General features: G+C 31.9%; 26 protein-coding genes. 15 read left to right on the top strand and 11 right to left on the bottom strand.

Annotation, left to right across the window (positions count from 1 at the left end):
- Positions 1-46 precede the first annotated feature (46 nt).
- Positions 47-697 carry a metal-dependent transcriptional regulator gene (locus EB819_RS05270; protein ID WP_069797529.1) on the bottom strand — a complete coding sequence of 217 codons (651 nt, stop codon included), beginning with the start codon at positions 695-697 and terminating at the stop codon, positions 47-49.
- A gap of 227 nt (positions 698-924) precedes the next feature.
- Here EB819_RS05270 and EB819_RS05265 point away from each other — a divergent pair, with 227 nt between their 5' ends.
- The gene (locus EB819_RS05265; protein WP_069797495.1) at positions 925-1,344 is read left to right on the top strand and encodes a nucleoside-diphosphate kinase; all 420 of its coding nucleotides are present in this window, start codon (positions 925-927) and stop codon (positions 1,342-1,344) included.
- Between the two features lie 55 nt (positions 1,345-1,399).
- Here the strand turns inward: EB819_RS05265 and EB819_RS05260 are convergent, their stop codons facing one another.
- From EB819_RS05260 to EB819_RS05245, 4 genes are read right to left on the bottom strand one after another with little or no spacing between them, the layout of a single operon-like run.
- Entirely contained in the window at positions 1,400-1,672 is a 273-nt protein-coding gene (locus tag EB819_RS05260; RefSeq protein WP_069797497.1) for a hypothetical protein, read from the bottom strand.
- A gap of 28 nt (positions 1,673-1,700) precedes the next feature.
- Entirely contained in the window at positions 1,701-2,351 is a 651-nt protein-coding gene (gene rpe, locus EB819_RS05255; RefSeq protein ID WP_069797499.1) for a ribulose-phosphate 3-epimerase, read from the bottom strand.
- Entirely contained in the window at positions 2,351-3,148 is a 798-nt protein-coding gene (locus tag EB819_RS05250) for a DUF2971 domain-containing protein (protein ID WP_069797501.1), read from the bottom strand. The genes rpe and EB819_RS05250 overlap by 1 nt, the downstream gene beginning before the upstream one ends.
- Positions 3,149-3,193: 45 nt before the next feature.
- A complete protein-coding gene (locus tag EB819_RS05245) occupies positions 3,194-4,060 on the bottom strand; it encodes a sigma-70 family RNA polymerase sigma factor (protein ID WP_069797503.1) in 867 nt (288 codons plus the stop codon).
- A 484-nt stretch (positions 4,061-4,544) separates the two neighbouring features.
- Here EB819_RS05245 and EB819_RS05240 point away from each other — a divergent pair, with 484 nt between their 5' ends.
- On the top strand, positions 4,545-5,576 hold the full coding sequence (locus EB819_RS05240; RefSeq protein ID WP_069797506.1) for a threonine aldolase family protein: 1,032 nt from the start codon (positions 4,545-4,547) through the stop codon (positions 5,574-5,576).
- Between the two features lie 27 nt (positions 5,577-5,603).
- The gene (locus EB819_RS05235; RefSeq protein ID WP_069797508.1) at positions 5,604-6,944 is read left to right on the top strand and encodes a M28 family metallopeptidase; all 1,341 of its coding nucleotides are present in this window, start codon (positions 5,604-5,606) and stop codon (positions 6,942-6,944) included.
- Positions 6,945-7,144: 200 nt separating this feature from the next.
- On the opposite strand, the gene EB819_RS05230 is transcribed toward EB819_RS05235, so the two are convergent.
- From EB819_RS05230 to EB819_RS05220, 3 genes are all read right to left on the bottom strand, one after another.
- Positions 7,145-10,096 (bottom strand): VPS10 domain-containing protein, encoded by a 2,952-nt coding sequence (locus EB819_RS05230; protein WP_069797510.1) that lies wholly within the window; start codon positions 10,094-10,096, stop codon positions 7,145-7,147.
- Positions 10,097-10,361: 265 nt separating this feature from the next.
- Positions 10,362-11,171 (bottom strand): enoyl-ACP reductase FabI, encoded by an 810-nt coding sequence (locus tag EB819_RS05225; protein ID WP_069797512.1) that lies wholly within the window; start codon positions 11,169-11,171, stop codon positions 10,362-10,364.
- Positions 11,172-11,263: 92 nt separating this feature from the next.
- A complete protein-coding gene (locus EB819_RS05220) occupies positions 11,264-11,542 on the bottom strand; it encodes a YtxH domain-containing protein (RefSeq protein WP_069797514.1) in 279 nt (92 codons plus the stop codon).
- Between the two features lie 305 nt (positions 11,543-11,847).
- On the opposite strand from EB819_RS05220, the gene EB819_RS05215 reads away from it, so the two are divergent.
- Together EB819_RS05215 and EB819_RS05210 are read left to right on the top strand one after the other, a co-directional pair.
- On the top strand, positions 11,848-12,402 hold the full coding sequence (locus EB819_RS05215) for a DNA-3-methyladenine glycosylase I (protein ID WP_069797516.1): 555 nt from the start codon (positions 11,848-11,850) through the stop codon (positions 12,400-12,402).
- A gap of 116 nt (positions 12,403-12,518) precedes the next feature.
- Positions 12,519-13,862 carry a tetratricopeptide repeat protein gene (locus EB819_RS05210; protein ID WP_124878675.1) on the top strand — a complete coding sequence of 448 codons (1,344 nt, stop codon included), beginning with the start codon at positions 12,519-12,521 and terminating at the stop codon, positions 13,860-13,862.
- Between the two features lie 181 nt (positions 13,863-14,043).
- Here the strand turns inward: EB819_RS05210 and EB819_RS05205 are convergent, their stop codons facing one another.
- Together EB819_RS05205 and EB819_RS05200 are read right to left on the bottom strand one after the other, a co-directional pair.
- Entirely contained in the window at positions 14,044-14,898 is an 855-nt protein-coding gene (locus EB819_RS05205) for a nucleoside phosphorylase (protein ID WP_069797520.1), read from the bottom strand.
- Positions 14,899-15,001: 103 nt separating this feature from the next.
- Positions 15,002-15,325 (bottom strand): translation initiation factor, encoded by a 324-nt coding sequence (locus EB819_RS05200; RefSeq protein ID WP_069797522.1) that lies wholly within the window; start codon positions 15,323-15,325, stop codon positions 15,002-15,004.
- 159 nt (positions 15,326-15,484) lie between these two features.
- Here EB819_RS05200 and gpmI point away from each other — a divergent pair, with 159 nt between their 5' ends.
- Entirely contained in the window at positions 15,485-17,014 is a 1,530-nt protein-coding gene (gene gpmI, locus EB819_RS05195) for a 2,3-bisphosphoglycerate-independent phosphoglycerate mutase (RefSeq protein ID WP_069797525.1), read from the top strand.
- Positions 17,015-17,066: 52 nt separating this feature from the next.
- Positions 17,067-18,251: a two-component regulator propeller domain-containing protein gene (locus EB819_RS05190; protein ID WP_158005947.1), complete on the top strand. Its 1,185-nt coding sequence runs from the start codon at positions 17,067-17,069 to the stop codon at positions 18,249-18,251.
- 25 nt (positions 18,252-18,276) lie between these two features.
- Here EB819_RS05190 and EB819_RS05185 read toward each other — a convergent pair.
- A protein-coding gene (locus EB819_RS05185) for an IS3 family transposase (RefSeq protein WP_124878624.1) occupies positions 18,277-19,631 on the bottom strand; the annotation gives its coding sequence in 2 pieces (ribosomal slippage) (positions 18,277-19,157 and positions 19,157-19,631; 1,356 coding nt in all).
- Positions 19,632-19,661: 30 nt separating this feature from the next.
- Here EB819_RS05185 and EB819_RS05180 point away from each other — a divergent pair.
- The 8 genes from EB819_RS05180 to EB819_RS05145 all read left to right on the top strand — a co-directional run bounded on the left by EB819_RS05180 (position 19,662) and on the right by EB819_RS05145 (position 26,159).
- Positions 19,662-21,188 carry a sensor histidine kinase gene (locus EB819_RS05180; RefSeq protein WP_124878673.1) on the top strand — a complete coding sequence of 509 codons (1,527 nt, stop codon included), beginning with the start codon at positions 19,662-19,664 and terminating at the stop codon, positions 21,186-21,188.
- A 66-nt stretch (positions 21,189-21,254) separates the two neighbouring features.
- Positions 21,255-21,920, top strand: coding sequence for a response regulator transcription factor (locus EB819_RS05175; RefSeq protein WP_069799082.1), 666 nt, complete (start codon positions 21,255-21,257; stop codon positions 21,918-21,920).
- Positions 21,921-21,988: 68 nt separating this feature from the next.
- Positions 21,989-22,420: a BT0820 family HAD-type phosphatase gene (locus EB819_RS05170; RefSeq protein ID WP_069799079.1), complete on the top strand. Its 432-nt coding sequence runs from the start codon at positions 21,989-21,991 to the stop codon at positions 22,418-22,420.
- A 53-nt stretch (positions 22,421-22,473) separates the two neighbouring features.
- A complete protein-coding gene (locus EB819_RS05165) occupies positions 22,474-22,821 on the top strand; it encodes a four helix bundle protein (RefSeq protein WP_069799077.1) in 348 nt (115 codons plus the stop codon).
- 51 nt (positions 22,822-22,872) lie between these two features.
- Positions 22,873-23,682, top strand: a complete 810-nt coding sequence (gene map, locus EB819_RS05160; protein WP_069799075.1) for a type I methionyl aminopeptidase — start codon at positions 22,873-22,875, stop codon at positions 23,680-23,682.
- 112 nt (positions 23,683-23,794) lie between these two features.
- Positions 23,795-24,559 (top strand): class I SAM-dependent methyltransferase, encoded by a 765-nt coding sequence (locus EB819_RS05155; protein ID WP_069799072.1) that lies wholly within the window; start codon positions 23,795-23,797, stop codon positions 24,557-24,559.
- A gap of 188 nt (positions 24,560-24,747) precedes the next feature.
- Positions 24,748-25,623 (top strand): GTPase Era, encoded by an 876-nt coding sequence (gene era, locus EB819_RS05150; RefSeq protein WP_069799070.1) that lies wholly within the window; start codon positions 24,748-24,750, stop codon positions 25,621-25,623.
- A gap of 125 nt (positions 25,624-25,748) precedes the next feature.
- Entirely contained in the window at positions 25,749-26,159 is a 411-nt protein-coding gene (locus EB819_RS05145; RefSeq protein ID WP_069799068.1) for a DoxX family protein, read from the top strand.
- The last annotated feature ends 279 nt before the right edge of the window (positions 26,160-26,438 follow it).

Raw genomic sequence — 26,438 nt, 5'->3', positions numbered from 1 at the left:
CCCTAAAAAGTGTCTAACTTTTTGGGGGCAGTCCAAAATTCGGGATTTATTTTTTTACCAATAGTTTCTCACAAACCATCTTGCTGAGAACTTCTGTTCTATCTGAAAAATCTATCTGCATAGAACCATCAAATTTCTCTATATTTTTAATTAAAATTTCTGCACCTAAAGCTAAATTTCTCTGGTTGAGGTAATTCAGGAAATCATCTGTAGAAATAGTCACAGAAGTAAGAATTACCGTTTCATTGATTTTACACTCACTTAGTTTTTTAAGATTTTGAGTGATAATGATACCATCTTTATCTGGAATAGGTTCACCATGAGGATCTACTTTTGGAAAATTCAGGATTTCATCCATCTTGTCAAAAAAATCTTCAGAGTGAACATGTTCTAATTGTTCTGCAATTTCGTGTACATTTTCCCAACCGAATCCCATTTTTTCAACCAAAAACATTTCTGTTAATCGGTGTTTTCTTACCACTATTGCCGCTTCTTTTCTGCCCAATTCTGTAACTTTTATTGGTTTATAAGTCTCGTAGATAACCCAATTTTTATCTGCAAATTTTTTCATCATGCTGTTTACAGAAGGCATTTTGATTTGTAAAAATTTGCTTAGTTCATTTACAGTAACCTGATTTTCAGAATCTAATAGATGGAAAATGGCTTTTAAATAGTTTTCTTCGGTAAGGGAATTCATGTTGTTAGATGTAATATTTTTCAAATCTAACATTTTATTTTTACATAAAAAAACCTCCAATTGCTTGGAGGTAAAAACTAATAACCATGAAAACTCAAATTAAACATGAGAATCGTTATTAATATTGCAAATAACGTGCCAAAAGAAAATGGCTCTCTTTGAAATAAGTTTCCTTTGCAAAAGTACAAAAAAATCTTACATTTGCAAAAAATATTTTAAAAAAAATTATGTCAGGTAACATTACATTTACAATGATTAAGCCAGATGCAGTTGCAGATGGGCACATTGGAGCAATTTTAGGGAAAATTGCAGAAGCTGGATTTACATTCAAAGCATTAAAATTAACTCAATTAACAGTTGCAGATGCTAAAAAATTCTATGAAGTGCATGCAGAAAGACCTTTCTACGGAGAATTAGTAGAATTTATGTCTTCTGGACCAATCGTAGCTGCGGTTTTAGAAAAAGAAAATGCAGTAGAAGATTTCAGAAAACTAATCGGTGCTACCAATCCTGCAGACGCGGCAGAAGGAACCATTAGAAAGATGTTTGCAAGAAGCGTTGGCGAAAATGCAGTTCATGGTTCAGATTCTGATGAAAATGCTCTAATTGAAGCACAATTCCATTTTTCTGGAAGAGAAATTTTCTAATCAAATAGTTTTACCCAAAATTTATAAAAAAAGTTCGAGAATTTTCTCGAACTTTTTATTTTTTATCTTTTACATATTCATCTATGTCTGGTGAAGCATCTACTTTTGAAATAAAATCTGTTGCTCCATATTTCTTAGAAACTTTATTAGCCCAATAAATTCCTAAAACAATTCCTGCTATGACAAAAAATCCAAAAAGGAAATCACTATTCAAGTAATATTGACACGCAAAGCCAATTCCAATTCCTAAAATAGTTGGTGATGCAACTATTTTCAACCAAGAAATAGCATCAATAATGGTTTCGAAAAAAGATTTTTCATTTTTCATGATAATGGTGATTAGTTTTTTTTTGAAATTAAACTTTTAACAGTTCAATTGTTCTTTCTGGATTTTCACTGGCAAAAACAGCATTTCCTGCCACCAAAACATCTGCACCTGCTTCGAAGAGTTTTGGAGCGTTTTCGGTATTTACGCCGCCGTCTATTTCGATGAGCGCTGTAGAATTATTCTCCAGAATCAATTCTTTGGTTTCTCTGATTTTTTTGTAAGTGTTTTCTATGAATTTTTGTCCACCAAAACCAGGATTTACGCTCATTAATAAAACCAAATCTACTTCGGTAATAATATCTTCTAATACCCAAACTGGAGTAGAAGGATTAAGGACTACACCGGCTTTTGCACCTTTATCTTGAATTAAATTAATGGTTCTGTGAAGATGTGTACACGCTTCATAATGTACAGAAACCAAGTCTGCGCCGTAATTGATGAATTCTTCTACATATTTTTCTGGCTCTACAATCATAAGATGCACATCTACAAATTTTTTAGCGTGTTCCTGAATCGCTTTCATTACTGGGAAACCAAAAGAAATATTCGGAACGAATCTTCCGTCCATCACGTCTACGTGAAACCAATCGGCTTGACTGCCGTTAATCATTTCTATATCACGCTGTAAATTCCCAAAATCTGCAGATAAAACTGAAGGTGCAATAAGTTTTGTTTTCATTAATTTTCAATAAGATTTATATTTAATTTAAAATTTTCAATGTCTTTTTTTGCTTGATAAATTTTTAAATTTGATCCAAGACTATTTTTAGCAATATCTACAATTTCAGATTTTGTTTTATTGTTCATTTTACAGCCAATAATCAGTTCTGTAATTGCTTCTTTTGGAATTACATATAATCTATCCTTTATATGATTCTTAGATAATCTCCATTCTTTTTCATATTGCCAATCATTTGATTTATGAAAAAATTTTTTATAAAAATCATCGTTTTCTCCAATACTTTTAATAATAGGATATCCCGTACAATATTTTACATTTTCAATATAATCAAAATCACTATTATTCAAAAATAAATTAGTATCAAACCCTAAAACAAAACCAGTGTGATTTTTAGCATAATGAGACCACATTAAAATATTGTCACATTCTTCTGATAAAGACAAAATTCCAATTTTATTATTCCAATCTTCAATTTGATTTGGATTTTCAATACTCAATTTACTGGGATGCAATAAAATTTTTGAATTGGTAATTTCTTTAGCAATTTTTCTTATTTCTTGTTCTGATTTGTCTTTAAAAATATATTTGAAAATTTCATAATGCTGATTATCACATTCTTCTTCAGATATTAAATCCCATCTAATTGGGATATTTTCAAAAGGATCATTGAAATCTGAAGGGTTAGTTATGTAAATTTCTCTCTTTCTAATTAAATCTTGGTGATAATTATTGCTCCAATCTCTATATTTATAAAGAGTTTTAGGAATTTCACTATTTGTAAATCTTTTAATCATAAAAAAAAGCAAAGCCCGAAAACTTTGCTCTAATTTAAGAATTTTTTATTTACCAAGGTAAGACTTCAAGATTTTGCTTCTAGAGTTGTGTTTCAATCTCTTAATTGCTTTTTCTTTAATCTGTCTTACTCTTTCTCTCGTTAAGTCGAAAGTTTCACCTATTTCTTCTAGAGTCATAGGATGTTTTCCGTTTAATCCGAAATATAATCTTACCAAATCTGCTTCTCTTGGCGTAAGCGTTTGTAAAGCTCTTTCAATCTCGATTTGTAGAGATTCTAGCATTAAGTCTTTATCTGGACTTGGAGATTCACCAGAACGTAAAACGTCATACAAGTTAGAATCTTCTCCTTCTACTAATGGTGCGTCCATAGATAAGTGACGACCAGAGTTTTTCATAGATTCTTTAATATCTTCTTCGCTCATATCTAGAACTTCTGCCAATTCTTCTGGTGAAGGTGGTCTTTCGTTTTCTTGTTCTAAGTGTGCGTAAGCTTTGTTGATTTTATTGATTGAACCAATTTTGTTCAAAGGTAATCTTACAATTCTAGATTGCTCTGCAAGAGCTTGTAAGATAGATTGTCTAATCCACCAAACTGCATAAGAAATAAATTTGAAACCTCTGGTTTCGTCATATCTTTTAGCAGCTTTCATAAGGCCAAGGTTTCCTTCATTAATAAGGTCAGGAAGAGATAATCCTTGGTTTTGATATTGTTTTGATACAGACACCACGAAACGCAAGTTGGCTTTAATCAACTTTTCTAGAGCAGCTCTATCTCCGTTACGGATTCTTTGAGCGAGTTCTACTTCTTCGTCTGCTGTGATGAGTTCTACTTTACCAATTTCTTGCAAATATTTGTCAAGGGAAGCGGTTTCTCTATTGGTAACCTGTTTTGTAATTTTTAACTGTCTCATATCTTATTATACGTTCATTATAACGAAAAGGTTACACACTTTATTGAAAATAATGAAAAAATAGCTAAATTTTATAGAAAAAGCAAATAATTCGGGCGCCATTTCCAGCTTTCGCCAGTCGCTATCTCAAAAGCCAATCCTAATTTCCCTATTCTTTGAGATGAGCTCCAACAATGGCTCAATCTGGGGCGCAGTTTCCGTATTTTATTAAACTTTTTCAATTAAGTTTTTCGATTTTTATGACCTAGGAAACGGAGGCGTTTGAAAATTTTGAAAAATTTTTGTAAAGAAATTTCCACTGTTTGAGTAAGTAAGGAAAAAGCTAGGGACGAGTTTTGGAAATTTTAGAAAATTATTTAAAATTTTAGCCGAGTTTCCAGTCTTGAATTTTTGGTTCTTTTGTTTCAAGACAAAAGAACATGTTAATTTTAAAATTAATATTGTAAGTTTTAACAATCTTGCACTTTTTCCTTAATTTAGTCCTATGAAATATTCTTTTAAAAACGACTATTCAGAAGGTTGTCATCCCAGTATTTTAGAAGCGTTACTACGTACCAATTCCTCTCAACAAAATGGTTATGGTTTAGATGATTATTGTGCAGAAGCAGAAAAACTCATTCTAGAAAAATCTAAATCTCCACATTCTAAAGTTCATTTTGTAAGTGGAGGAACTCAAGCGAATTTATTGGTGATTTCAGCAATTCTAAGACCTCACGAAAGTGTAGTTTCTGCAACTACTGGTCATATTTTCACCAACGAGGCAGGAGCCATAGAAGCAACAGGTCACAAAGTTCATGGGGTAGAAACTTCCGATGGAAAACTGAAACCAGAAGATATTCAGAAAGTGTTAGATGTTCATACCAATGTTCCTCATCAATTAAAACAAAAGTTGGTTTATATTTCTAATTCTACAGAAATTGGAACGATTTATACCAAAAAAGAATTGGAAGATTTATCAAATTTTTGCAAAGAAAAAAATCTATATTTATTTATGGATGGTGCCAGATTAGGACACGCTTTAACGGCAGAAAGCAATGATGTAACGCTAGAAGATGTAGCGAAGTTTACAGATGTTTTTTATCTTGGCGGAACCAAAAACGGAGCTTTATTAGGTGAAGCAATCATTATAAACAGACAAAATCTGCAAGAAGAATTCGGGTTTCATATCAAGCAAAAAGGGGCAATGCTCGCGAAAGGAAGATTACTCGGAATTCAGTTTCAAGAGTTGATGAAAGACGATTTATATTGGGATTTAGCCAAACATGCCAATCTTCAAGCCGAAAAAATAAAAGAAGCTTTCCAAGAAATTGGGGCGGATTTTTTAGCCGAGACAGACACCAATCAGATTTTCCCAATTTTAGAAAATTCTCAAATTGAGAAACTTTCAGAGCAATTTGATTTTTATGTTTGGAAAAAAATTGATTCAGAGAAATCTGCTATCAGGATTATCACTTCTTGGGCTACTTATGGTGCAGTAGTAGATAATTTTTGTAATGAAATTTTGAAATTGAAATAGTAAAATCATCAAATTCATTCAATAAATATGAAAAAATTAATATTCTCTTTATTTCTTATTCCTGCTGCTTTCACAGCGCAAAAAACCGTTTCCAGAGATGCAGAAATAGCGAATTACGTGTCGCAAGTAAGCGCAGATTCTCTAAAATCTCATATCAATAAATTAGTAAGTTTTGGTACTCGTCATACGATGAGTTCTACGACTGATGCCAAAAAAGGAATTGGAGCTGCTAGAAATTGGGTGCTTTCTAAATTTAGAAATTATGCTAAAAATGCTGATGGAAGAATGGAAGTTTTCCTACAAAATCAAACCATTCAACCAGATGGAAAACGAATCAATCAGCCAACAGATTTAGGAAATGCTATTGCTGTTTTGCGTGGAACTGATCCCAATGATAAAAGAATTTTTATGATTGGCGGACATCTTGATTCCAGAGTTTCTGATGTGATGAATGCCAAAGATTTCGCACCTGGAGCCAATGATGACGGAAGCGGAGTAGGTGCTGTAATAGAATCTGCTAGAATTTTGAGCCAATCAAAATTTCCTGCAACTATAGTTTTTGTGGCGTTTTCTGGCGAAGAACAAGGTTTGTTAGGTGCTAAAATGCTTGCAGAAAAGGCAAAAAATGAAAATTGGCAATTAGAAGCTTTGCTGAATAATGATATGATTGGGAATAATTTAACTAGCGAAACCAATTTAATTAATGCCAATCAGTTAAGAGTTTTTTCTGAAGGTTTACCACAATTTGATTTGGATAAAAAAGCGCAAGGAATTAGAAATTTAGGCTTAGAAAATGATGGAGAAGCCAGACAGTTGGCAAGATACATTAAGGAAATTGGAGAGCGTTATGTAGATAATTTAGAAGTGAAACTCATTTACAGAAACGATAGATTTCTTCGTGGTGGCGACCATACTTCATTTGTAAACCAAGGTTTTTCAGCGGTAAGATTAACTGAATTCAATGAAAATTACGACCATCAACATCAAGATATTAGAAAAGAAAACGGGAAACAATTTGGAGATTTACCAGAATTTATGGATTTTGAATATTTCAAGAAAAATGTTGGGGTAAATGTTTCTGTTTTGGCAAATTTGGCAAAATCTCCTTCTAAACCAGAAAATGTGAAAATGGATGTAAAAGAATTGACCAATTTCACGACCATTCATTGGGAAAAACCAAAAAATGGAGAAGTTGCAGGTTATTACGTTCTTATGCGTGAAACCGATTCTTCTACTTGGCAAAAGAAATTTTTCACCAAAGAAAATTCTATGAAACTGCCATATTCTAAAGACAATTATTTCTTTGCAGTACAAGCGGTAAACAGTTCAGGAAACGAAAGTCTCATCGTAATTCCAAGTGTAAAATAATAGAAAAGTCCCGAAATTTTCGGGACTTTTTTTGTGTTAACTTTTTAACGCAGAGATTATTTATTACTTTATAATAATTTTAAGAAAGCAAAGAAAGTGAATAAATTCACTCTTGAAGCGTTCGCTTAATCAATTCCGTTTACGGAATAAGCTTTGCTCACTAAAAGAGATATTTTTTTTAAAATTCTTTGCGTTTTAAATTATAATTGTTTTTTGAAACCAACTTCTTTTCTCCATTTTTTAAATTCTCCTGGAGACATTGTTCCTTGCGGAACTTCGGTTACTCTTTTGCTTTTAGATTTAGGTCTTTCTTTCACTTCCAGCGATTTCTTTTCCGTAAATCCATTGATAGAAATTTCTACTGTATATTTTCCTGGAGTGATGTAAACATTGCCATCATCTGCTTTTTTAGACTTTTCACTTGCATTTACCGTTAAATCATAACTGATGGTATTAAATCCTTTGTCAGCAGTTTGATTAATAGTTTTTACGGTTTCATTTTGAGCATTGATGATTTTGACAATAACGTTTCCAGCATTTTTAGTGTAAAATTCTATTGGGAAATTCTGCTTTTCAATTTCCGTGAAATTATTGTAAGATTTACCCCAATTTTCTTTGAAATTAACACTTTCTATATCATAAACCATTAAATTTTTAGCTAGATTTTCTGGTGTTAATTTTTGTAATTTCTTCACATCGGCAATGTAGATACTTCTTCCGTGAGTTGCTACAATCAATTCATTATCTCTGTGATGAACTTTTAAATCGTGAACAGCAACGTTTGGAAGTGTAGCATTATTGGCAGACATAAATGTTTTTCCTCGGTCTAGAGAAATGTACAATCCATTATCAGTTCCTACATACAATAGATTTTCGTTGGTGTGATCTTCTCTGATGACATTAATAGGTTCTGAAGGTAAATCTTCGCCAATTTTCTTCCAAGTTTTCCCGAAATCATCAGAAATGTAAAGCAATGCACGGAAATCGTCTTCTCTGTATGCATTTAAACTCAAATAAACTCTAGATTCTGAGAAAGAAGAAGGTTGTACCATAGAAACCCAAAATCCTGGGAAGTCGCCTATTTTTTGCCAAGAATTTTCACCGTCTTTGGTTACATTTACCAATCCATCATCACTTCCTGCATAGATTAATCCGAATTTTTTCGGACTTTCTTCTATTGTTGAAAGGGTAGAATAAGGCACATTTTCTTGCTTAGTATTTCTAGTTAAATCTCCAGAAATTTTTTGCCAAGTTTCGCCTTTGTCCATACTTCTGTAAACGCTTTGCGAACCAAAATAAACGATGTCTTGATTATGACGAGAAATCTGGAAAGGTGCTTCCCAATTGAAACGAAGTGGATTTTCGCCAATTTCTCTCGGAACTTCTAGATATTTTCTTTCGTTGGTTTTTCTGTTAATTCTAAAATAATTCCCAAACTGAAAACCTGTGTATAAAGTTGCATTATCTCTGAAATCTACTCGCACTTGCATTCCGTCTCCTCCTAATAGAAATTTGAAATTATCGCTATTGTCAAATTTTCCTTTTTTATAATCAAATTTATTGCTTGATGGGCCAAACCAAACACCATTATCTTGCATTCCTCCATAAACATTGTAAGGTTTTTCTAAATCATAATCTACCGAATAAAACTGTGAAACCGGCAATGAATTGCAATGAATGTAAGAATTCCCATTGTCGTAAGAAATATTGATTCCGCCGTCATTTCCATTGATAAAATGATTGTCATTTTTTGGATTAAACCAAATAGAATGGTGGTCTGCGTGAACATTTGGAGAATCTATCGATTTGAATGATTTTCCGCCATTTTCTGAAACCAAAATCGGAACGCCTGCAATGATTACCTTATCTGGATTGGTTGGCGAAACCCAAATTTGCCCGAAATAATAACCATAAGTGTAATATAATCCGTCTAGATTTTTTTCGTTGGTTTTTTTCCAAGATTTTCCTGCATCATCAGAACGGTAAACTTCTGCACCTTCAATTTCTATGTTGAATAAATCATCATTTCCATTGTGTGTATAGTTGAAAATATCTTTTACCGTGATTTTATTTTCTCTAAGCGATTTTTTAAGGTTTTCAGAGGTGTATCTTTCTGGGAAACGTTCTCCATCAAGGTATTCATTAACCGTTTTATCATCTAAAGCCAAGAATTCTTCTTTGGTGATTTTTTGCATTTTGGCTTTGTCCAAAGATTTTTCAGTTTTTTCTTCTTTTGTAGTTGAAGCAGGTCTTGTTTTTTGATTGTCAACAATCGCGTAAATAATATTTGGATTTTTCGGGAAAATCGAAAGTCCGATTCTTCCTACATTTTCATCTGCTGGAAATCCAGAATCTTTGGTTGAAATTTTTTGCCAAGATTCACCACCATCATTGGATTTAAAAATTCCAGATGAAGCGCCACTTTCTACAAATTTCCAAGCTTTACGTTCTTTGTACCAAAGTGTAGCATAAACTTCTTTTGGGTTTTGTGGATTTATGGCTAAATCAATTGCTCCAGAATTTTGGTCAGCCGAAAGCGTTTTTTTCCAAGTTTTACCACCGTCATTGGTTTTGAAAACGCCTCTTTCTGCGTTTGGTGAATATAAATGACCAACTGCTGCAACCCAAATTTCATTATTGTTTTCGGGATTTACTACAATTCTGCCAATGTGATGCGTGTCTTTTAAGCCTAGATTTTGCCAAGTTTTTCCTTGATCTGTACTTTTATAAATGCCCATTCCTGAATAAGAAGAACGAGAAGAGTTGTTTTCGCCAGTTCCTATGAAAATGGTTTTGGTTTTCCAATCTACGTAAATGTCGCCTATTGTCATTACGGCTTCTCTGTCGAAAATAGGAGTGAAAGTGGTTCCGTTATTTTGAGTATACCACAATCCACCTGAAGCAAACGCTACATAAAATTCTGTAGGATTTTCTGGATTGGCATCTATATCTGTAACTCTACCACTCATTGTAGTAGGACCTACATTTCTGAATTCTAAATTTTTGAGAATAGAATTTTCTTCTAATTTTTTTCTTTGTTCATAACCTTTCCAGCGTTCTTCGGGAGAAGTAGTATTGAGTTTAAGGTTTTGCGCATGATGAAAAGAAAATGCTAAAATAGCGGTAGAAAGTAGAATTTTGTGGTAATTCATTGTAGAGAAGTTTTTTCCAAATATAACTAAATTTTCTTATCTGCGTTCACCGCGCTAACGATGGAAGCGGCATCCTTTTTTAAATTTTTTGCCTCGGAAAATAAGTTTGGAGAAAATTTAAAAAAGATATAGCGGACAGCGTGTTAAAGCGCCATAAAAAAATCCATTCAACTAAGAGCTGAATGGATTTTGTATTTAGTACACCCCGTCAAAATTTTTAATTAAAAATTTTGCCACCCCTCTAAAAGAGGGGAATTGAGTAAATTTATTCTCCAGTGTATTTATCTACTACTTTTTGAGAAACTCCAGTGTTGCTGAAACCACCATCATTAAATAGATTTTGCATGGTTACCTTTCTGGTAAGATCTGAGAACATGGCTACACAATAATTAGCACAATCTAGTGCAGTAGCGTTTCCTAGAGGAGACATATCTTCTGCAAATCCCATAAATCCGCCAAAACCTTTTACACCAGAACCTGCTGTAGTTACGGTAGGAGATTGAGAAATGGTATTCACTCTTACTTTTTTCTCTCCCCAATAATAACCGAAAGATCTTGCGATAGATTCTAGGTAAGATTTGTTATCTCCCATATCATTGTAATCTGGGAAAGTTCTTTGAGCAGCGATGTAAGTAAGTGCTAGGATAGAACCCCACTCATTCATACAATCTTTTTCCCAAGCGGTTTTCATTACTTTGTGGAAAGAAACTGCAGAAACATCCCAACCTTTTTCTAACCAATCATAATTAATATCTGTATAATGTTTGCCTTTTCTTACGTTTACAGACATTCCTATAGAGTGAAGGATGAAATCTATTTTACCAAATTTAGCGATAGCTGCATCAAAAAGTTTTCCTAAATCTTCCATAGAAGTAGCATCTGCGCCAATTACTTCTGAATTAGTTTTTTGTGCTAAAGTATCTATTTCGCCCATTCTCATTGCTATAGGAGCGTTTGAAAGGATAAATTCTGCACCTTCTTCATGACAACGTTCTGCTACTTTCCAAGCGATAGATTGATCATTAAGCGCGCCGAAAATAATTCCTTTTTTACCTTTAAGTAATCCGTACATAATAATTTATTTTAGGCAAATTTATAAAAATATTGCTTATAGCATAAAAGAATCCCGAAAAATTCGGGATTCTAGATCAAAATGATGAATAAAAATTAATGGGTTCTGTCTCTGTATTCGTCTTTTACATCGTCTATCATGTCTTCGGTTTTATCCTTAACGTTTTCAGCGACATCTTTGGTTTTCTCCCAAATGTCATTGGCAACATCTTTGGTTTTTTCCCAAGCATTTTCTGCAGTATCTTTTACATCATCTGCGAAATTTTCTGCTCTTTCTGACATGTTTTCTGCTGTATTTTCTACAGAGTTAACTGTTCTGTCTCTTGCTTCTTCTAATCTATCAGAAGCATTGTCTAATGGTTTCTTCGTATCCATAATAATATATTTTGATTGGTTAGTAAAGCAAATGTAGAAGTATTAAACACGGCAGTTCTTACAGAATTATGAAGATTTGTTATATCGTTAAAAAATAAAGAACCTCTGAATTTTTCAGAGGTTCTTTGCAACAAAAATTTGATTTTTTATGAATAACTATTATTAGGAAGGTTGTATCTTTACCTAGTTTTTTATTATTTACATTACAAATTTACATACTAATTTCAAAAGATTTTGTTAATCAATTGATAAAGTTTTATTAAATTTTTTAACGTAAAATATTAATTATCAATACTATCTATAATATGGAAATAACAAGATGTGCATGGTGCGAAAAAGACGATTTGTATCGAAATTATCATGATGAAGAATGGGGAAAACCTATTTATGATGATGAAACAATTTTTGAATTTCTGATTTTAGAGAGTTTTCAGGCTGGTTTAAGTTGGTACACCATTTTAGCCAAAAGAGAGAACTTCAGAGCGGCTTTTGATCATTTTGATTATCAAAAAATCGCACAGTATCCTGAGGAGAAAGTTGAAGAACTCATCCAAAATACTGGAATTATAAGGAATAGGCTGAAAATTCTCGCCACGATTAATAATGCTCAAAAATTTATCGAAGTTCAAAAGGAATTTGGTTCTTTCAGTAAATATATTTGGGGTTTTGTAAATCATGAACCGATTATCAATCGTCCTAAAACCTTGAAAGAAGTTCCTGCAACTACCGAAATTTCTGATGCTCTTGCCAAAGACTTAAAGAAACGGGGTTTTAAATTTATGGGTTCTACCGTAGTTTATGCACATATGCAAGCCACAGAAATGGTGAATGATCACGTAGAAGACTGTTTTGTAAAGTGAAAATCTAAATAAATCTAATGAAAGGCTATTTTTTAATTTTTTTATTCTTTTTTTCATTTTCTTTTGGGCAAAATTCTAATGATTTGGTATTGAAAATCAAAGAGAACCAAAAGTTGATGAAAAGCGAAATGGAACGAGGTTTCCAAGAACTGAAAACGCTAGAAAAAACTGCTGTTTTACAGCAAAATGCAGATGCACAATTAGAAGTTCTGAACAATAAAGCATTTTATTATTTTACAAAAGCGGAATACAACAAAGCTTATAAAATCGCGAAAGAATTAGAAGAAAAAGCTATTGCGGCAAATAATATAAGACTGATTGCCATTTCTAAAAATAGATTAGGAGTTACTTTAAATTTTTTACAAGTACATGATGAGTCGGAAAAAAAGCTGAAAGAAGCAGAACAATTTATAGATGATAATGAGTTTCCAGATAAGAATTTGATTAGAGCCAATAATTATCAGTTTCAATCTGATTTATATACTCATATTTTAAAACATGATGTAGCTGTAATTTATGTAAAAAAAACAATTCCCGAATACGAAAAAATTAAAAATTTGGAAGAAAGAAAAAATCAACTTGCGAAAGGTAACGGAAACATCGGCTTGAAATTTCTTTCTGTAGATTTAGATTCTGCTGCTCATTATTTCAAAAAATCATTAGCAATTCAAGATAAAATAGAGGCTAAAAATATTAATGTAGCCAATTATACAGGTTTAGGAGAGGTCTATAACCGAAAAAAAGATCACCAAAAAGCAGTAATGTACCTTAAAAAAGCAGAAGAGCTTAATGAAAAAGTACAAGATGGTTTTTACATGACTTCTATCTATGAACTTTTGCAAGATTCTTATAATAATCTAGGCAATGAGAAGGAATATGAGAAATATAAACTTCGCTATCTAGAAAATTTAAAGATTGAAAATGAAGAAAAATTAAGTGGAGTAAAAACTTTTGTAGACGAAGTAAAAGCACAATCTGAAGAAGCCATAAAAGAAAATAGAAATAAAACTTTTTTAATCATCATCATAGGAATGGTGGCTTTATCTTTTTTGATTTTCATTTTTTATACTTTGAGAAAAATCAGTAAAAAGAAAAAAGAGAAGAGCATTATAGAATTACAACTAGTTGAAAAAGAGAAAAAGATAGAAAATTTAGAAAATAAAATAAGTGATTTACACTCAGAAGTAATAGAATTGGCACAGCAAAATAGTCCTCAATTTTACCCTAGATTTTTGGATTTATATCCAGAATTTGAAAAAAATATTTTAGAGATTAATCCTAAAATCTCTATCTCTGAAATACAATTTTGTGCGTTATTAAAACTCAATTTCTCTTCTAAAGACATCGCGAATTACACCTTTACGTCAATCCGAACAGTACAAAACAAGAAGTATAGAATTAGAAATAAATTAAATATTCCTAAGGAAGTAGATACTTATGTGTTTATTAATAATTTGTAAATCAGTTTTTTATGAAGTAGAGTAGGTGATGAGTATCATAAATTTTGTAAGAGAGTATTAAAAATAACAATCTTTGCAAAAACATTCAAGGACTATATTTTACTAAATACAGAAAACACAAATGATGAAAAAACCAGCTAAAAATTAGCTGGTTTTTTTATTTCTTAAGTTAAATGTTTAATTATATAATAACTCTTTCTAACACCCATTCAATCATGTTTTTTTCTGATTGATGATGGTCTGCAGAAAACTCTCCACGTCTTCTATTCGCAATAACGTTATTAATGGTAACTGCTTTGTGTCCTAAAAGTTTAGACAAACCATAAATCGCAGAAGTTTCCATTTCGAAATTAGTAACGCCTAATTCATTAAGTGTTTCTAAAAATTTATCATCTACAGCTTTTAGACGCAATTGTCTTCCTTGTGGAGCATAGAAACCTGGGAAAGTAGCAGTATTTCCTACGTATTTAGCATCTTTGAAGTAATCGTACTGAGATTCTGTCCATTCAGAGAAATAAAGCATTGGCTTAATTCTTTCGTATGGGAATTTTTCCATGAAATTTCTAGAAAACTCATTTTCGAACTCATAATCTTGGTAAAAATGCATTAATCCATCTAAACCAACTACGTTTTGAGAAACCAACATGTTATCTACTTCCACATCAGGATTTACAGAACCACAAGTTCCGAGTCTGAATAATTGAAGCGCAGTATGTTCTGATTTGAATTCTTTTTCTTTTAAATCAATATTCACCAAAGCATCCAGTTCGTTCATCACGATATCGATGTTTTCTGTACCGATTCCGGTAGACATTACCGTAATTCTTTCTCCTCTTAAAGTTCCAGTATGCGTGTAGAATTCTCTTTTATTTTTTTGAATTTCGATGGTATCAAAATATTGAGAAACTTTTGGCACTCTGTCTGGATCGCCTACTAATAGAATTTTCTCTGCAATATCTTCTGGTTGAAGATTAAGGTGATAAACGCTTCCGTCTGGATTTAAAACCAATTCTGAAGCAGCTAATTTATTCAACATAATTTTATTTTTTGCTTTCGGCTTTCAGCACTCTGCATTCAGCCAAATTGTTTAACAATTATTTTTTCTGCAGAAAGCTAATTGCCGACTGCCGATTGCATATTTATCCTCCAACTCTTTTGGTTTTATAGCCCATATCTTGAAGAATTTTCATGATTTTATCACGATTATCTCCTTGAATCACGATGATTCCGTCTTTCTCTGAGCCACCAATTCCTAGAGTGGTTTTTATTTTTTTAGAAATTTGTTTCAGTTCTTCTTCTGTTCCTTCGAAACCTTCTATTAAAGTTACAGGCTTACCATTTCTTCCTTTTTTTTCGAATTTACAGATAAGAGGATTCTTCTGCTCAAATTTTTCTTCTGGCATTTCAAAATCTTGCTCCTCGTGTTCTGGGAAAAGGTTTTTTAATTGGTCTCTTAAATCCATATAACTGTTTTCAAAAAAAGGAGTGTAAAGTTACAAATTAACTGACAACAGAAAAACTAATCTTTAAAATATTTTAAATACTGATAAATATCGCCTTTAAAAAGAATTATTCTATGCCTAGAAATTTCGTAAATTTGCATCATTAAAAAAAATACTAAAATGGCTAAAAAAGCAATACTTGCCATTCTTGATGGATGGGGTTTAGGAACGGATAATAAAGTGTCTGCAATTTACCAAGCAAACACACCTTTTATAGATTCTTGTTATACAAAATTTCCACATACCACGCTAGAAGCTTCTGGACTTGCAGTAGGTTTACCAGCTGGACAAATGGGAAATTCTGAAGTTGGACACATGAATCTAGGAGCGGGACGAGTAGTTTACCAAAATTTGGTAAAACTGAATATGGCGGTAGAAAAAAATACTCTAGGATTAGAGCCAGGAATTCAAATGGCTTTTGAATATGCGAAATTAAATCATAAAAAAGTACATTTTATCGGTTTGGTTTCAGATGGTGGAGTTCACTCTCATATCAATCACTTGAAAGGTTTATTAACTGCTGCTCAAGAATTTGGATTGACAGAAAATGTTTACGTACACGCATTTACAGACGGTAGAGACTGTGATCCTATGTCTGGAAAAGGTTTCATAGAAGATTTACAAAATCACATGAAAATCTCTACTGGGAAATTAGCAACTGTAGTAGGAAGATATTTCGCAATGGATAGAGATAAGAGATGGGAGCGTGTGAAATTAGCTTATGATGCAATGGTAAATGGAGTAGGAGAAATCACCAAAAATCCTGTAGAAGCGATTGAAAAATCTTATGCAGAAGGAGTTACTGATGAGTTTTTAAAACCAATTATCGTTTCAGAAAATAATAATCTTCCTACTGCTAAAATTGAGGAAAATGATGTGGTTTTCTGTTTCAATTTCAGAACAGACAGAGGTAGAGAAATTACAGAAGTGCTTTCTCAACAAGACTTCCCAGATTTTGGAATGAAAAAATTGAATCTTTATTATGTTACTTTAACCAATTATGACGAAAGTTTCCAAAATGTAAAAGTTATCTTTGATGAAGAAGTTTTACAAGAAACAATGGGCGAAGTTCTAGAAAGAGCAGGTAGAACTCAAATCAGAATTGCTGAAACAGAGAAATATCCTCACGTTACTTTCTTCTTTTCTGGAGGTAGAGAAAAAGAATATGTAGGAGAGAGAAGATTGCTTTGTCCGAGTCCAAAAGATGTTGCTACCTATGATTTAAAACCAGAAATGTCTGCTTTTGATATTAGAGATGCTATTTTACCAGAATTAGAAAAAGAATCTGCAGATTTCATTTGTTTAAATTTTGCTAATGCAGATATGGTAGGTCATACTGGAGTTTTCGAAGCAGCAGTAAAAGCTTGCGAAGCGGTAGACAAATGTATAGAAGCAGTAGCAACTACAGCTTATGAACATGGTTATGCTGTTTTCATTTTGGCAGACCACGGAAATTCTGATTACATGATTAATCCTGATGGAAGTCCTAACACGCAACACTCTACTAATCTGGTTCCGCTAATTGTAATGGATAAAGACCAAAATTGGAATCTGAAACCAGGTAAATTAGGAGATGTAGCGCCATCTATTTTAAAAGTAATGGGCGTAGAAATTCCAGAAATTATGACTGGAGAAGTTTTAGTCTCTTAAAAATTTCAAATTTTTAAAATAATTTATTAACTTTAGCCAACTAATGATCAATATGTTGGCTAATTTTTTTTATAAATCTATTGTTACCAAAAACAAAAAAGTAGTTGGCCTATTTCTTATTGTATTTTCTTCCTTTCTTTTTTCTCAAGAGGCTTCAATTATTGAAAATATCACCGAAACAGAAGGCTTACCTAGCAATTATGTTTTTAATGCCAATGAAGACCAAAATGGAGTGATTTGGTTAGGAACAGATAAAGGTCTTGCTACCTATCAAGATGGAGAATGGATTACGCTAGATGTAGATAATGGAATGCCTGGAAACTACATTAATAAAGCGATTTCAGATAAAAAAAATGGATTGTTGATTTATCTTTCAGAAAGAGGATTATATTATTTTGACACCAATAAAAGAAGGATTACAGTAAAATATCCAAGTTTAGGTAATTTGATATTGAGGGATTTCAAAATTTCTAATTATAACAGCAATTATATCTTAATTAATGGAGTAAATCCTAAAACAAATCAGGAGAAGTTTTATGCTATTGATATCAGTAATGTTAAGACATTAATTCCTTTGCACATTGAACAAAATAGTATTTTTCTTAAAGGAAAGAATTCAAAAATCAAACTGGCTGATCGAGATTTTTTATTACAAAATGATAAAATTGTTCTTAATCGTTTTACATTAGAAAAAATAGAAAATACCATTTTTATAAAGCAAAATGGTAAAATTATAGATACGCTTTCCGAAAAAAATGGACTGGGAAATAACAGCATTAATCATATCTTAAAAACTTCTAAGAATGATGTGATTATTTCTACACTTGGAGGTGGTATTTCTATCATTCGTAATAACAACCCGAAAATAACTTTCAATCATAAGAGTATAAATGCGAGACAGATTTTAACTTTTCAAAATAAACAATATATTTTTGCAGATGGTTTTTTATACGTCATTCAAGATGACAAAATACTGTCAAAAGTTTTCCTTAGAAAAGATGCACTTACTTTCCATTTAGATGGTGATTTTCTTTATTTAGGTTCTTTTGCTGGATTAGAAACCTATAAAATGAATGGCAATCAATTGCAATTCATAAATTTATTTCCTTTTACTGCTGGTGTTTCTAAGATTTTAAAATTCAACAGTCAGATTATTTTCACCACTTATGGAGGCGGTTTTTTTGTAAAGAATGGAAATTCCGTGACTAAATATCAAAATAAACCTTTTAATAATTAGACTGCACCCAAAAGTTTAGACAAAATTAAACAATATTCTCAAAGGAAAGAGTTCGGTACTGTACCGGACTCTTTCCTTTGAGATTGAGTCTTATTCTATCATTGTTGTAATAGTGAATGTACTTCACTATTTCGATCTTAAGTTCCTGAATGGAACCAAACTTTCTGGTATAAAACATTTCTGATTTTATCGTTCCAAAAAAGTTTTCTATCACCGCATTGTCCAAACAGTTTCCTTTTCGGGACATACTTTGAATAATACCTTTTTCTTTTAACAAGTTTTGGTAATGTTTCATTTGATATTGCCAACCTTGATCAGAATGTAGAATGATGTTCTGTGTAGATTTTACTTTTCTGAATGATTTCTTTAGCATTCTGATGATTTGGCTAAACACAGGTCTTTCAGATAAGTCAAAACTGACAATTTCACCATTAAATAAATCGATGATTGGAGATAGGTAAAGTTTATTACCCGATACATTAAACTCTGTAACATCGGTTGCCCATTTCTGATTAGGAGCGTCCGATTTGAAATTCCTCTGTAGAACATTGGGCGCAATTTTCCCTTGCTCTCCCTTGTAAGATTTATATTTCTTCACTCGGATAATACTCTTTAAACCTAATATTTTCATAAGTCGTAAAACAGTTTTGTGATTAATCAAAATTCCTTTTTCTTTCAAAAGCAAAGTAATTCTTCTATAGCCCAACCTTCCTTTGTGACGATGATAAATCTGCTTAATCATTTCTTTTATTTCCGCATATTTATCTTTCATTTGAAAGCGTTTTTGATAGTAATAAAAACTGCTTCTTGCCATCGATGTACAATGCAGTAGTACTGCTAAATCAAAGTCCTGCCTTAACTCTTCGATGGCTTTGGATTTTTCCTTTCCTGAATTAAGGCGTCTAACTTTTTTAAAATGGCGTTCTGGGCTTCTAAATAATAAATCCTCTCCAACAGTTCTTCCTCCCTTGTTAAGGGCTTGCCTGTTTTCTTTTTTTTTCGCTTGTAATTACTCATGGTTTTAGGTCTTCCTTTGGGTCTGTTTTCTAAACCTAAAATACCATTTTTTTTGTAATTACGCTGCCAACTAAGAATACTGGACTCCGCAGGAATATTAAACCTTCTCGACGCTTCTTTTAAACTTAAATTCTCTTTCTCAATTACTGATAAAATCTTTAATTTAAAATCTTTTGTGTAATGCGTATTGGAAAGCCGAACAAGTCCTGAAACTCCATAAAGTTCATAAAATTTTATCCATTTACGAACCAATGAACCACAAACTCCAATGCGTTTTCCTAAATCGTCTGTTCCAATATCCCCTTTGTGATATCTCTTTATAGCTTTTAATTTAAAGTCTAATGAATATTTACTTTTTCCCATAAAAAATACCCCTAAAAAGTGTCTAACTTTTTGGGGGCAGTCCATAATATTGAGAATCTTTTTAAAATTAAACAAGGTTATGGTATGGTTTCTTATGAATCTGGTCTTTCTATCCTCGATGAAAAGCTTAATTTTATAAGTCATATCAATAAAAAAAATGGGTTACACAGTAATTTTGTAACGACCGTTTTTGCAGATACAGATACTGTCTATATTGGTGCTAGAAAAGGAATTGCACAATGGTATGACAATAAAATAGTCAAAACTTTTAAAGCAGAAGAAGGATTTAGTGGGAATCTTACACGATTGATTTTTAGAGATGTTAAAAATAGAATTTGGGTGTTGACTGACAAAGATTTATTGTTGAAAACCAAAAATATTTTAAAACCTATAGGTTCTATTAGAATTTTAGATAATCATGAAGATTTGATTTTAAAAGGAGATTATTCAGCTTCTAATCATAAACTTACGGTAGTATCTAAAAATAAAATTACAGTCATTGATTTAGATAAAATTGTACCGAATACCATGGTGAAATCCACCGAAATTTCAAAAATTCTTCATGATGCAGAAGAAATTAATGTTAAAGACAACATCTATTTTGAGGACCATAACCGTGATATACAATTTGTATTTTCATCAGTAGATAAAAATTTGTTGGGAAAAACTTCTTTATTCTATAAAATTAATGATGATGCTTGGAAACCCTTTAAAGAACCAAGAACACTTAAATTTTCTCACATAGATGAAGGAAAATACTCCTTACAAATAAAATCTGTAAATGAAGATGGCTATGAAAAGGTGATGCCAAATAAAATAGAATTTACCGTTTTAGGACCTTTCTATATAAGATGGTGGTTTATTGTTTTTACCCTTTTATTAGCTGGTTTGTTTTTATATAATTATGTAAACGAAATCAATAAGAAAAAGTACATCAAGAGATTAAATCAACTCAGAGTTAAACATCAATTAGAAAACGAAAGAAAAAGAATCAGTAGAGATTTACATGATAATATTGGGGCTTATGTTACCAGTTTAATTTCTAAAATTGATAAAATTAAAAATTCAGAAAATACTATTGGAACTGCTGTAACGTATGATGATGTAAGATTAGATGCCGAAAAAATACTCGCTCTTCTGAGACAAACCATTTGGGTTTTAGGAAATAAAGATACCAATCTTATCGCGCTTTATGATAATTTTAAAAGTTATGCACTTAAATTTTTACAAACAGATGATATAAAAATCATTTTTGAAGAAGAAATAGAAAATAACAGAAAATTTGATGCAACTACAGGAAGTGGGATTTTCAGAATAATTCAAGAAGCGCTTCAAAATGTATACAAACATGCTCATGCTAACAAAGTAGAAATTAATGTAATTTCAAAAAATAAGATCATCATTTACATCAAAGATAATGGGCATGGATTTAATCCTGATAATCTTAGAGATGGTAATGGGTTAATCAATATGAAAGAAAGAGCAAGAGAGTTAGGATTTAAGCTTAATATTTATTCAGATTCATCTGGTACTACTATAGAACTTTACGAAATGTAAAATACGTAATTTGTAGTATTGATTTTAAACAACAAAAAAAATATATTGTAAAACCATTAAAAAGCCATGATAAAAGTAGCAATAGTAGATGATAATCAAATCAATAGAATTACGATTAAAGAAAAATTAGCGCCCTATCAAGACGTATTTTTAGTATTCGAAGCCACCAATGGAGAAGATTTTTTTGAAAAATTAGAAAGTCTTCCCAAAGAAGATTATCCTCAAGTGGTATTGATGGATTTAGAAATGCCTATTCTAGATGGTATTGTTACCATTGCTTCTGCTTCTATTAAATTTCCAGAAATTAAATACATTGTTTTAACGATTTATGAAGATGATGATAAAATTTTCGAAGCCATTAAAGCTGGAGCCAGTGGTTATTTGCTCAAAGAAGACAAAGCTATAAACATAGTAGAAGCCATGAAAAATGTGGTTCAGTTTGATGGAATTCCTATGAGTCCAGCCATTGCAAGAAGAGCAATGGAATTGCTTAGAGATACGCCAAAACCTACTGCAAGTATGCAGAATGCGATTATAGACCACCAATTAAGCGACCGAGAAATGGAAATTCTAAGAGAAGTGGTAAAAGGGTATAATCATCACGAAATTGCAGATAAATTGTTCATCAGTCCTAATACAGTGAGAACTCACGTGAATAATATTTATAAAAAACTCCATCTTAATTCCAGAAGTCAAGTCATGAATCTGGCTTATAAAAATAAATGGATTTAATATTTCTAAAAGGCTTATTTTATTAGCCTTTTTTTATTTCTTATATTTGCAAAAACTAAATCAGTAGAATGTTAAGTAATAAAAAACTCGCTATAGACTTTGATGGAACCATTGTAGAAGATGCTTATCCATCCATTGGAAAACCAAAAATTTTCGCTTTCGAAACCCTAAAAAAATTACAATCCGAAGGATATCGATTAATTCTTTGGACTTATAGACACGGCAAGTCTTTAGAAGAAGCCGTAGAATTTTGTAGAAAAAATGGAGTAGAATTCTACGCCGTAAACTCTAGTTTCGAAGGTGAAATCTTTGATGATGAAACACAATCCAGAAAAATAGATGCAGATTTATTTATAGATGATAGAAACTTAGGCGGTTTTCCTGGTTGGGGAGAAATCTATAACATCATCACCGAAAGAATAGAATTCAGAGTAGAAGGAGGCGAAGTTTTAGCTTATTCTAAAATGAAAAAAGAAAAGAAAAGAGGTTTATTTTGGTAAAAGTAAAAGATCCAAGTAAAAAGTAAAAAGACACAAGTTTTAAAATCTAATGTATGCAAAATAATAATCTGTTAGATAGAACTTTTAAATTTGGGGTGAACTGCATTATTTTCTTAAGAACTTTACCTCGTGATTTTGAATATAATGTAATAAAATTACAGTTAACAAAATCGTCTACTTCAATTGGTGCTAATTATGAAGAATCACAAGCAGGATCTTCTAAAGCTGATTTTAAAAATAAAGTAAGAATATCTCTTCGAGAAGCTAGAGAGTCTAATTATTGGTTAAGAGTAATTAAAGCTTTAGAAAGGTCAGAAAATGAACAGTTAGAATCTCTTATACAGGAGAGTAAAGAACTTAAAAATATTTTAGCTTCCATTATAAACAATACTAAACTATAAATATTAATAATACATGGCTCTTTTTACTTTTGCCATGGCTCTTTAAATAAAATGATTATACTTAAAACAATTGAAGAACTCCGTTTAATGCGTGAAAGTGCTCAGCTCGTTTCTAAAACATTAGGAATGATTGCAGCAGAAATTAAACCAGGAGTTACCACATTACATTTAGATAAATTAGCTCATGATTTTATTAAAGATCATGGTGGCGAACCTGCATTTTTAGGAATGTATGGTTTCCCCAATTCCCTGTGTATTTCTCCCAATGAAGAGGTAGTTCATGGGATTCCAAAAGATATTCCGTTGGAAGAAGGAGACATTCTTTCTGTAGATTGTGGTGTTTACATGAACGGTTTTTATGGTGACCATGCTTATTCATTCGAAGTGGGAGAAGTTGCACCAGAAACCAAAAAATTACTTCAAGTAACCAAAGAATCACTTTACAAAGGTATAGAACAATGCGTTCGTGGAAAAAGAATAGGGGACATTTCAAACGCTATTCAAACGCACTGCGAAAAACATGGTTATGGAGTGGTAAGAGAATTGGTAGGTCACGGTTTGGGAAGAACCATGCACGAAGATCCTCAAGTTCCTAATTACGGAAGAAAAGGCAGCGGAAAAGTCATCAAAGACGGCTTAGTTGTCGCTATAGAACCTATGGTTAATCTGGGAACGCATCAGGTGAAATTCCACAAAGATGGATGGACAGTAACTTCTTTAGATAAAACACCTTCTGCACATTTTGAACATGATGTAGCAGTGATTAATGGAAAGCCAGTTTTACTTTCTACCTTCAAATATATTTACGAAGCATTAGGAATTACCAGTAATGAAGAAGAACCATTTACTATGGATTTTTAGAAAAATGAATATCAATTAAAACGGGCTTTTGTCCGTTTTTTTTATGAATAGATCCTCCAAAATTTATTTTAAAAAATGAAAAATATTTTTTTAAATTTGGTTTAGAAATTATATGAAGAAACTCGCATCATTTTTATTGAATAAAATTCCAAGACCAATGCTTATCAACCTAAGCATTTTTCTTCGCCCTTTAATCTATCTTTTTTTCAAAGGAAATAAATTTACCGACCCGATTGACGGGAAATCCTACCGTAAGTTTTTACCTTATGGTTACGGAAAACAACGTGAAAATGCACTTTCTCCCGGAACTCTAAGTTTAGAGCGTCATCGTCAAATGTGGTTGTATCTAAAAAATGAAACCGATTTTTTTACTCAAAATTATAAAGTGCTTCACATTGCTCCAGAGCAAGAATTCTTGAGAAAATTCAAGAAAATGAAGAATTTAGAATATACTTCTGCAGATTTGTTTTCGCCGATTGTAGATGTAAAAGCAGACATTCTAGATTTGCCTTTTGAAGATGAAAGTTTTGATGTCATTTTCTGCAATCACGTTCTAGAACACATTATAGATGACAAAAAAGCGATGAGCGAACTCTATAGAGTGATGAAAAAAGGAGGTTGGGGAATTTTGCAAGTTCCCATGAAAAATTCTTTAGAAAAAACCTACGAAGATTTTACCATTACAGACCCAAAAGAAAGACAAAAACACTTCGGGCAATACGATCATGTTCGTTGGTATGGAATGGATTATTTTGAAAGGTTAAAATCAGTAGGATTTTCAGTAGATATTAATTTCTATTCTCAAAAATTTTCGGAACAAGAACAAAAAAGATTCGGATTAAATGTAAACGAAATTTTGCCTGTTGTAAGGAAATAATTTCAAATTCTTATAAATTGTAAATTTTCGAAATTTTTAAATAATTCTCGTTCCGTAGGAACGCAATGTTTCAAAAATTCCTCGGGAATGACAATTTTTTCGTTTTAATTATTTCCCAATTCTATTTTCCTTACCTTTGCAAAAAAGAAATTTTAAATCTTTTAATCCTTTAATTTTAAGTAAAACAAATGCACAAAGCAGGATTTGTAAACATAGTCGGGAAACCAAACGCAGGAAAATCTACATTGCTAAATCAATTGATGGGCGAGAAATTAGCGATTGTTACCCAAAAAGCACAGACAACAAGACACCGTATTTTCGGGATTTATAATGAAGAAGACCTACAAATCGTATTTTCTGATACTCCAGGAGTTCTAGAACCTAAATACGAATTACAGGAAAAAATGATGGATTTTGTAAAAGATTCTTTACAAGATGCAGACGTTTTCTTGTTCATTGTAGATGTTACGGATAAAGAAGAACCGAATGAATTTTTGGTAGATAAACTGAACAAAATTCCAGTTCCAGTCCTTATTTTACTCAATAAGATAGATGCGTCTAACCAAGAAGCAATGCTCGAAAAAGTAGAGTATTGGCATAGTAAAATTGAAAAAGCAGAAATTTTACCGATTTCAGCTTTAGAAGGTTTTAATACCGATTTAATTTTGCCAAAATTAAAAGCTTTATTGCCAGAAAATCCACCTTACTACGACAAAGACCAATACACAGATAAATCTGAACGTTTCTTCGTAAATGAGAATATCAGAGAAAAAATCTTGTTGAATTACGACAAAGAAATTCCATATTCTGTAGAAGTGGTAACAGAAATGTTCAAAGAAAAAGAAGGAATTATCTTTATAGACTCTATTATTTACGTAGAAAGAGACACCCAAAAAGGAATTCTCATCGGTCACAAAGGTGAAGCCATCAAAAAAGTGGGAACAGAAGCCAGAATAGATTTAGAGAAATTCTTTTCTAAGAAAATTCACCTTAATCTTTTTGTAAAAGTCAAAAAAGACTGGCGTAAAAACGAAAGAGACCTTAAAAATTTCGGTTACAGATAATATTAAAACTCAATCATTTCGGTTGAGTTTTTTAGCTTCCATAAAAAAATCATTATCTCAAAATGATTAAATATGTTTTATTCAAATTTATTTTTTATTTTTGAGAGTCTAAATAAAAAGAGAAAATGAAGAATCTGAATACAACGGGTTATAACAAAACCTTGTTAGATTGGGCGTTATTAGCCATTAGAATTTTTGTAGGATTGGGAATGCTCACTCATGGATTTCCGAAACTTATGCAACTTCTCGGAGGAAGTCATGATTTCATTAATTTCTTCGGAATCGGTACCAAAACATCTCTTATTTTAGCCGTACTTGCAGAAGTTCTCTGTTCACTTTTCTTAATTTTAGGACTTTTTACGAGATTTGTTTCTATTCCGCTCATTATCACTATGTTAGTTGCGGTTTTTGTGGTTCATGGAAACGATCCTTTTGCCAAACAAGAAATGGCATTGCTCTATTTATTCCACTACATTTTAATATTTGTAGCAGGTCCCGGAAGTATTTCCATCGACAGAATGATCAATCGAAAATAAATTCAAAGGCGCTTCTAGCGTCTTTTTTGTTCCCCTCTTTTAGAAGGGTGGCATTCAGATTTTCTGAATGACGGGGTGTTTTTTGGCGCTTTAACACGCTGTCCGCTATATCTTTTTCTTTCCAAAGCATTTTCCAAATCTAAAGAAAAAGGATGCCGCTTCCATCGTTAGCGCAAATGCAGAAATCTTCAGAAATTTCAGGAAAAATTGTAACTTTCCCCTCAATAAAGTCACTAATCATTAAGATTTAGAATCTAAAATTTATAATCTATAATTTGA

The organism is Cloacibacterium normanense (assembly GCF_003860565.1).
GTDB lineage: Bacteria > Bacteroidota > Bacteroidia > Flavobacteriales > Weeksellaceae > Cloacibacterium > Cloacibacterium normanense.
The sequence above is the reverse complement of the archived record's forward strand: the minus strand, read 5'-3'. Positions and strand labels throughout refer to the sequence as shown.

Coding starts and splice junctions, on each gene's coding strand:
- EB819_RS05270 (WP_069797529.1), bottom strand. CDS start 697: ATGAATTCCCTTACCGAAGAAAACTATTTAAAAGCCATTTTCCATCTA.
- EB819_RS05265 (WP_069797495.1), top strand. CDS start 925: ATGTCAGGTAACATTACATTTACAATGATTAAGCCAGATGCAGTTGCA.
- EB819_RS05260 (WP_069797497.1), bottom strand. CDS start 1,672: ATGAAAAATGAAAAATCTTTTTTCGAAACCATTATTGATGCTATTTCT.
- rpe (WP_069797499.1), bottom strand. CDS start 2,351: ATGAAAACAAAACTTATTGCACCTTCAGTTTTATCTGCAGATTTTGGG.
- EB819_RS05250 (WP_069797501.1), bottom strand. CDS start 3,148: ATGATTAAAAGATTTACAAATAGTGAAATTCCTAAAACTCTTTATAAA.
- EB819_RS05245 (WP_069797503.1), bottom strand. CDS start 4,060: ATGAGACAGTTAAAAATTACAAAACAGGTTACCAATAGAGAAACCGCT.
- EB819_RS05240 (WP_069797506.1), top strand. CDS start 4,545: ATGAAATATTCTTTTAAAAACGACTATTCAGAAGGTTGTCATCCCAGT.
- EB819_RS05235 (WP_069797508.1), top strand. CDS start 5,604: ATGAAAAAATTAATATTCTCTTTATTTCTTATTCCTGCTGCTTTCACA.
- EB819_RS05230 (WP_069797510.1), bottom strand. CDS start 10,096: ATGAATTACCACAAAATTCTACTTTCTACCGCTATTTTAGCATTTTCT.
- EB819_RS05220 (WP_069797514.1), bottom strand. CDS start 11,542: ATGGATACGAAGAAACCATTAGACAATGCTTCTGATAGATTAGAAGAA.
- EB819_RS05215 (WP_069797516.1), top strand. CDS start 11,848: ATGGAAATAACAAGATGTGCATGGTGCGAAAAAGACGATTTGTATCGA.
- EB819_RS05210 (WP_124878675.1), top strand. CDS start 12,519: ATGAAAAGCGAAATGGAACGAGGTTTCCAAGAACTGAAAACGCTAGAA.
- EB819_RS05205 (WP_069797520.1), bottom strand. CDS start 14,898: ATGTTGAATAAATTAGCTGCTTCAGAATTGGTTTTAAATCCAGACGGA.
- EB819_RS05200 (WP_069797522.1), bottom strand. CDS start 15,325: ATGGATTTAAGAGACCAATTAAAAAACCTTTTCCCAGAACACGAGGAG.
- gpmI (WP_069797525.1), top strand. CDS start 15,485: ATGGCTAAAAAAGCAATACTTGCCATTCTTGATGGATGGGGTTTAGGA.
- EB819_RS05190 (WP_158005947.1), top strand. CDS start 17,067: ATGTTGGCTAATTTTTTTTATAAATCTATTGTTACCAAAAACAAAAAA.
- EB819_RS05175 (WP_069799082.1), top strand. CDS start 21,255: ATGATAAAAGTAGCAATAGTAGATGATAATCAAATCAATAGAATTACG.
- EB819_RS05170 (WP_069799079.1), top strand. CDS start 21,989: ATGTTAAGTAATAAAAAACTCGCTATAGACTTTGATGGAACCATTGTA.
- EB819_RS05165 (WP_069799077.1), top strand. CDS start 22,474: ATGCAAAATAATAATCTGTTAGATAGAACTTTTAAATTTGGGGTGAAC.
- map (WP_069799075.1), top strand. CDS start 22,873: ATGATTATACTTAAAACAATTGAAGAACTCCGTTTAATGCGTGAAAGT.
- EB819_RS05155 (WP_069799072.1), top strand. CDS start 23,795: ATGAAGAAACTCGCATCATTTTTATTGAATAAAATTCCAAGACCAATG.
- era (WP_069799070.1), top strand. CDS start 24,748: ATGCACAAAGCAGGATTTGTAAACATAGTCGGGAAACCAAACGCAGGA.
- EB819_RS05145 (WP_069799068.1), top strand. CDS start 25,749: ATGAAGAATCTGAATACAACGGGTTATAACAAAACCTTGTTAGATTGG.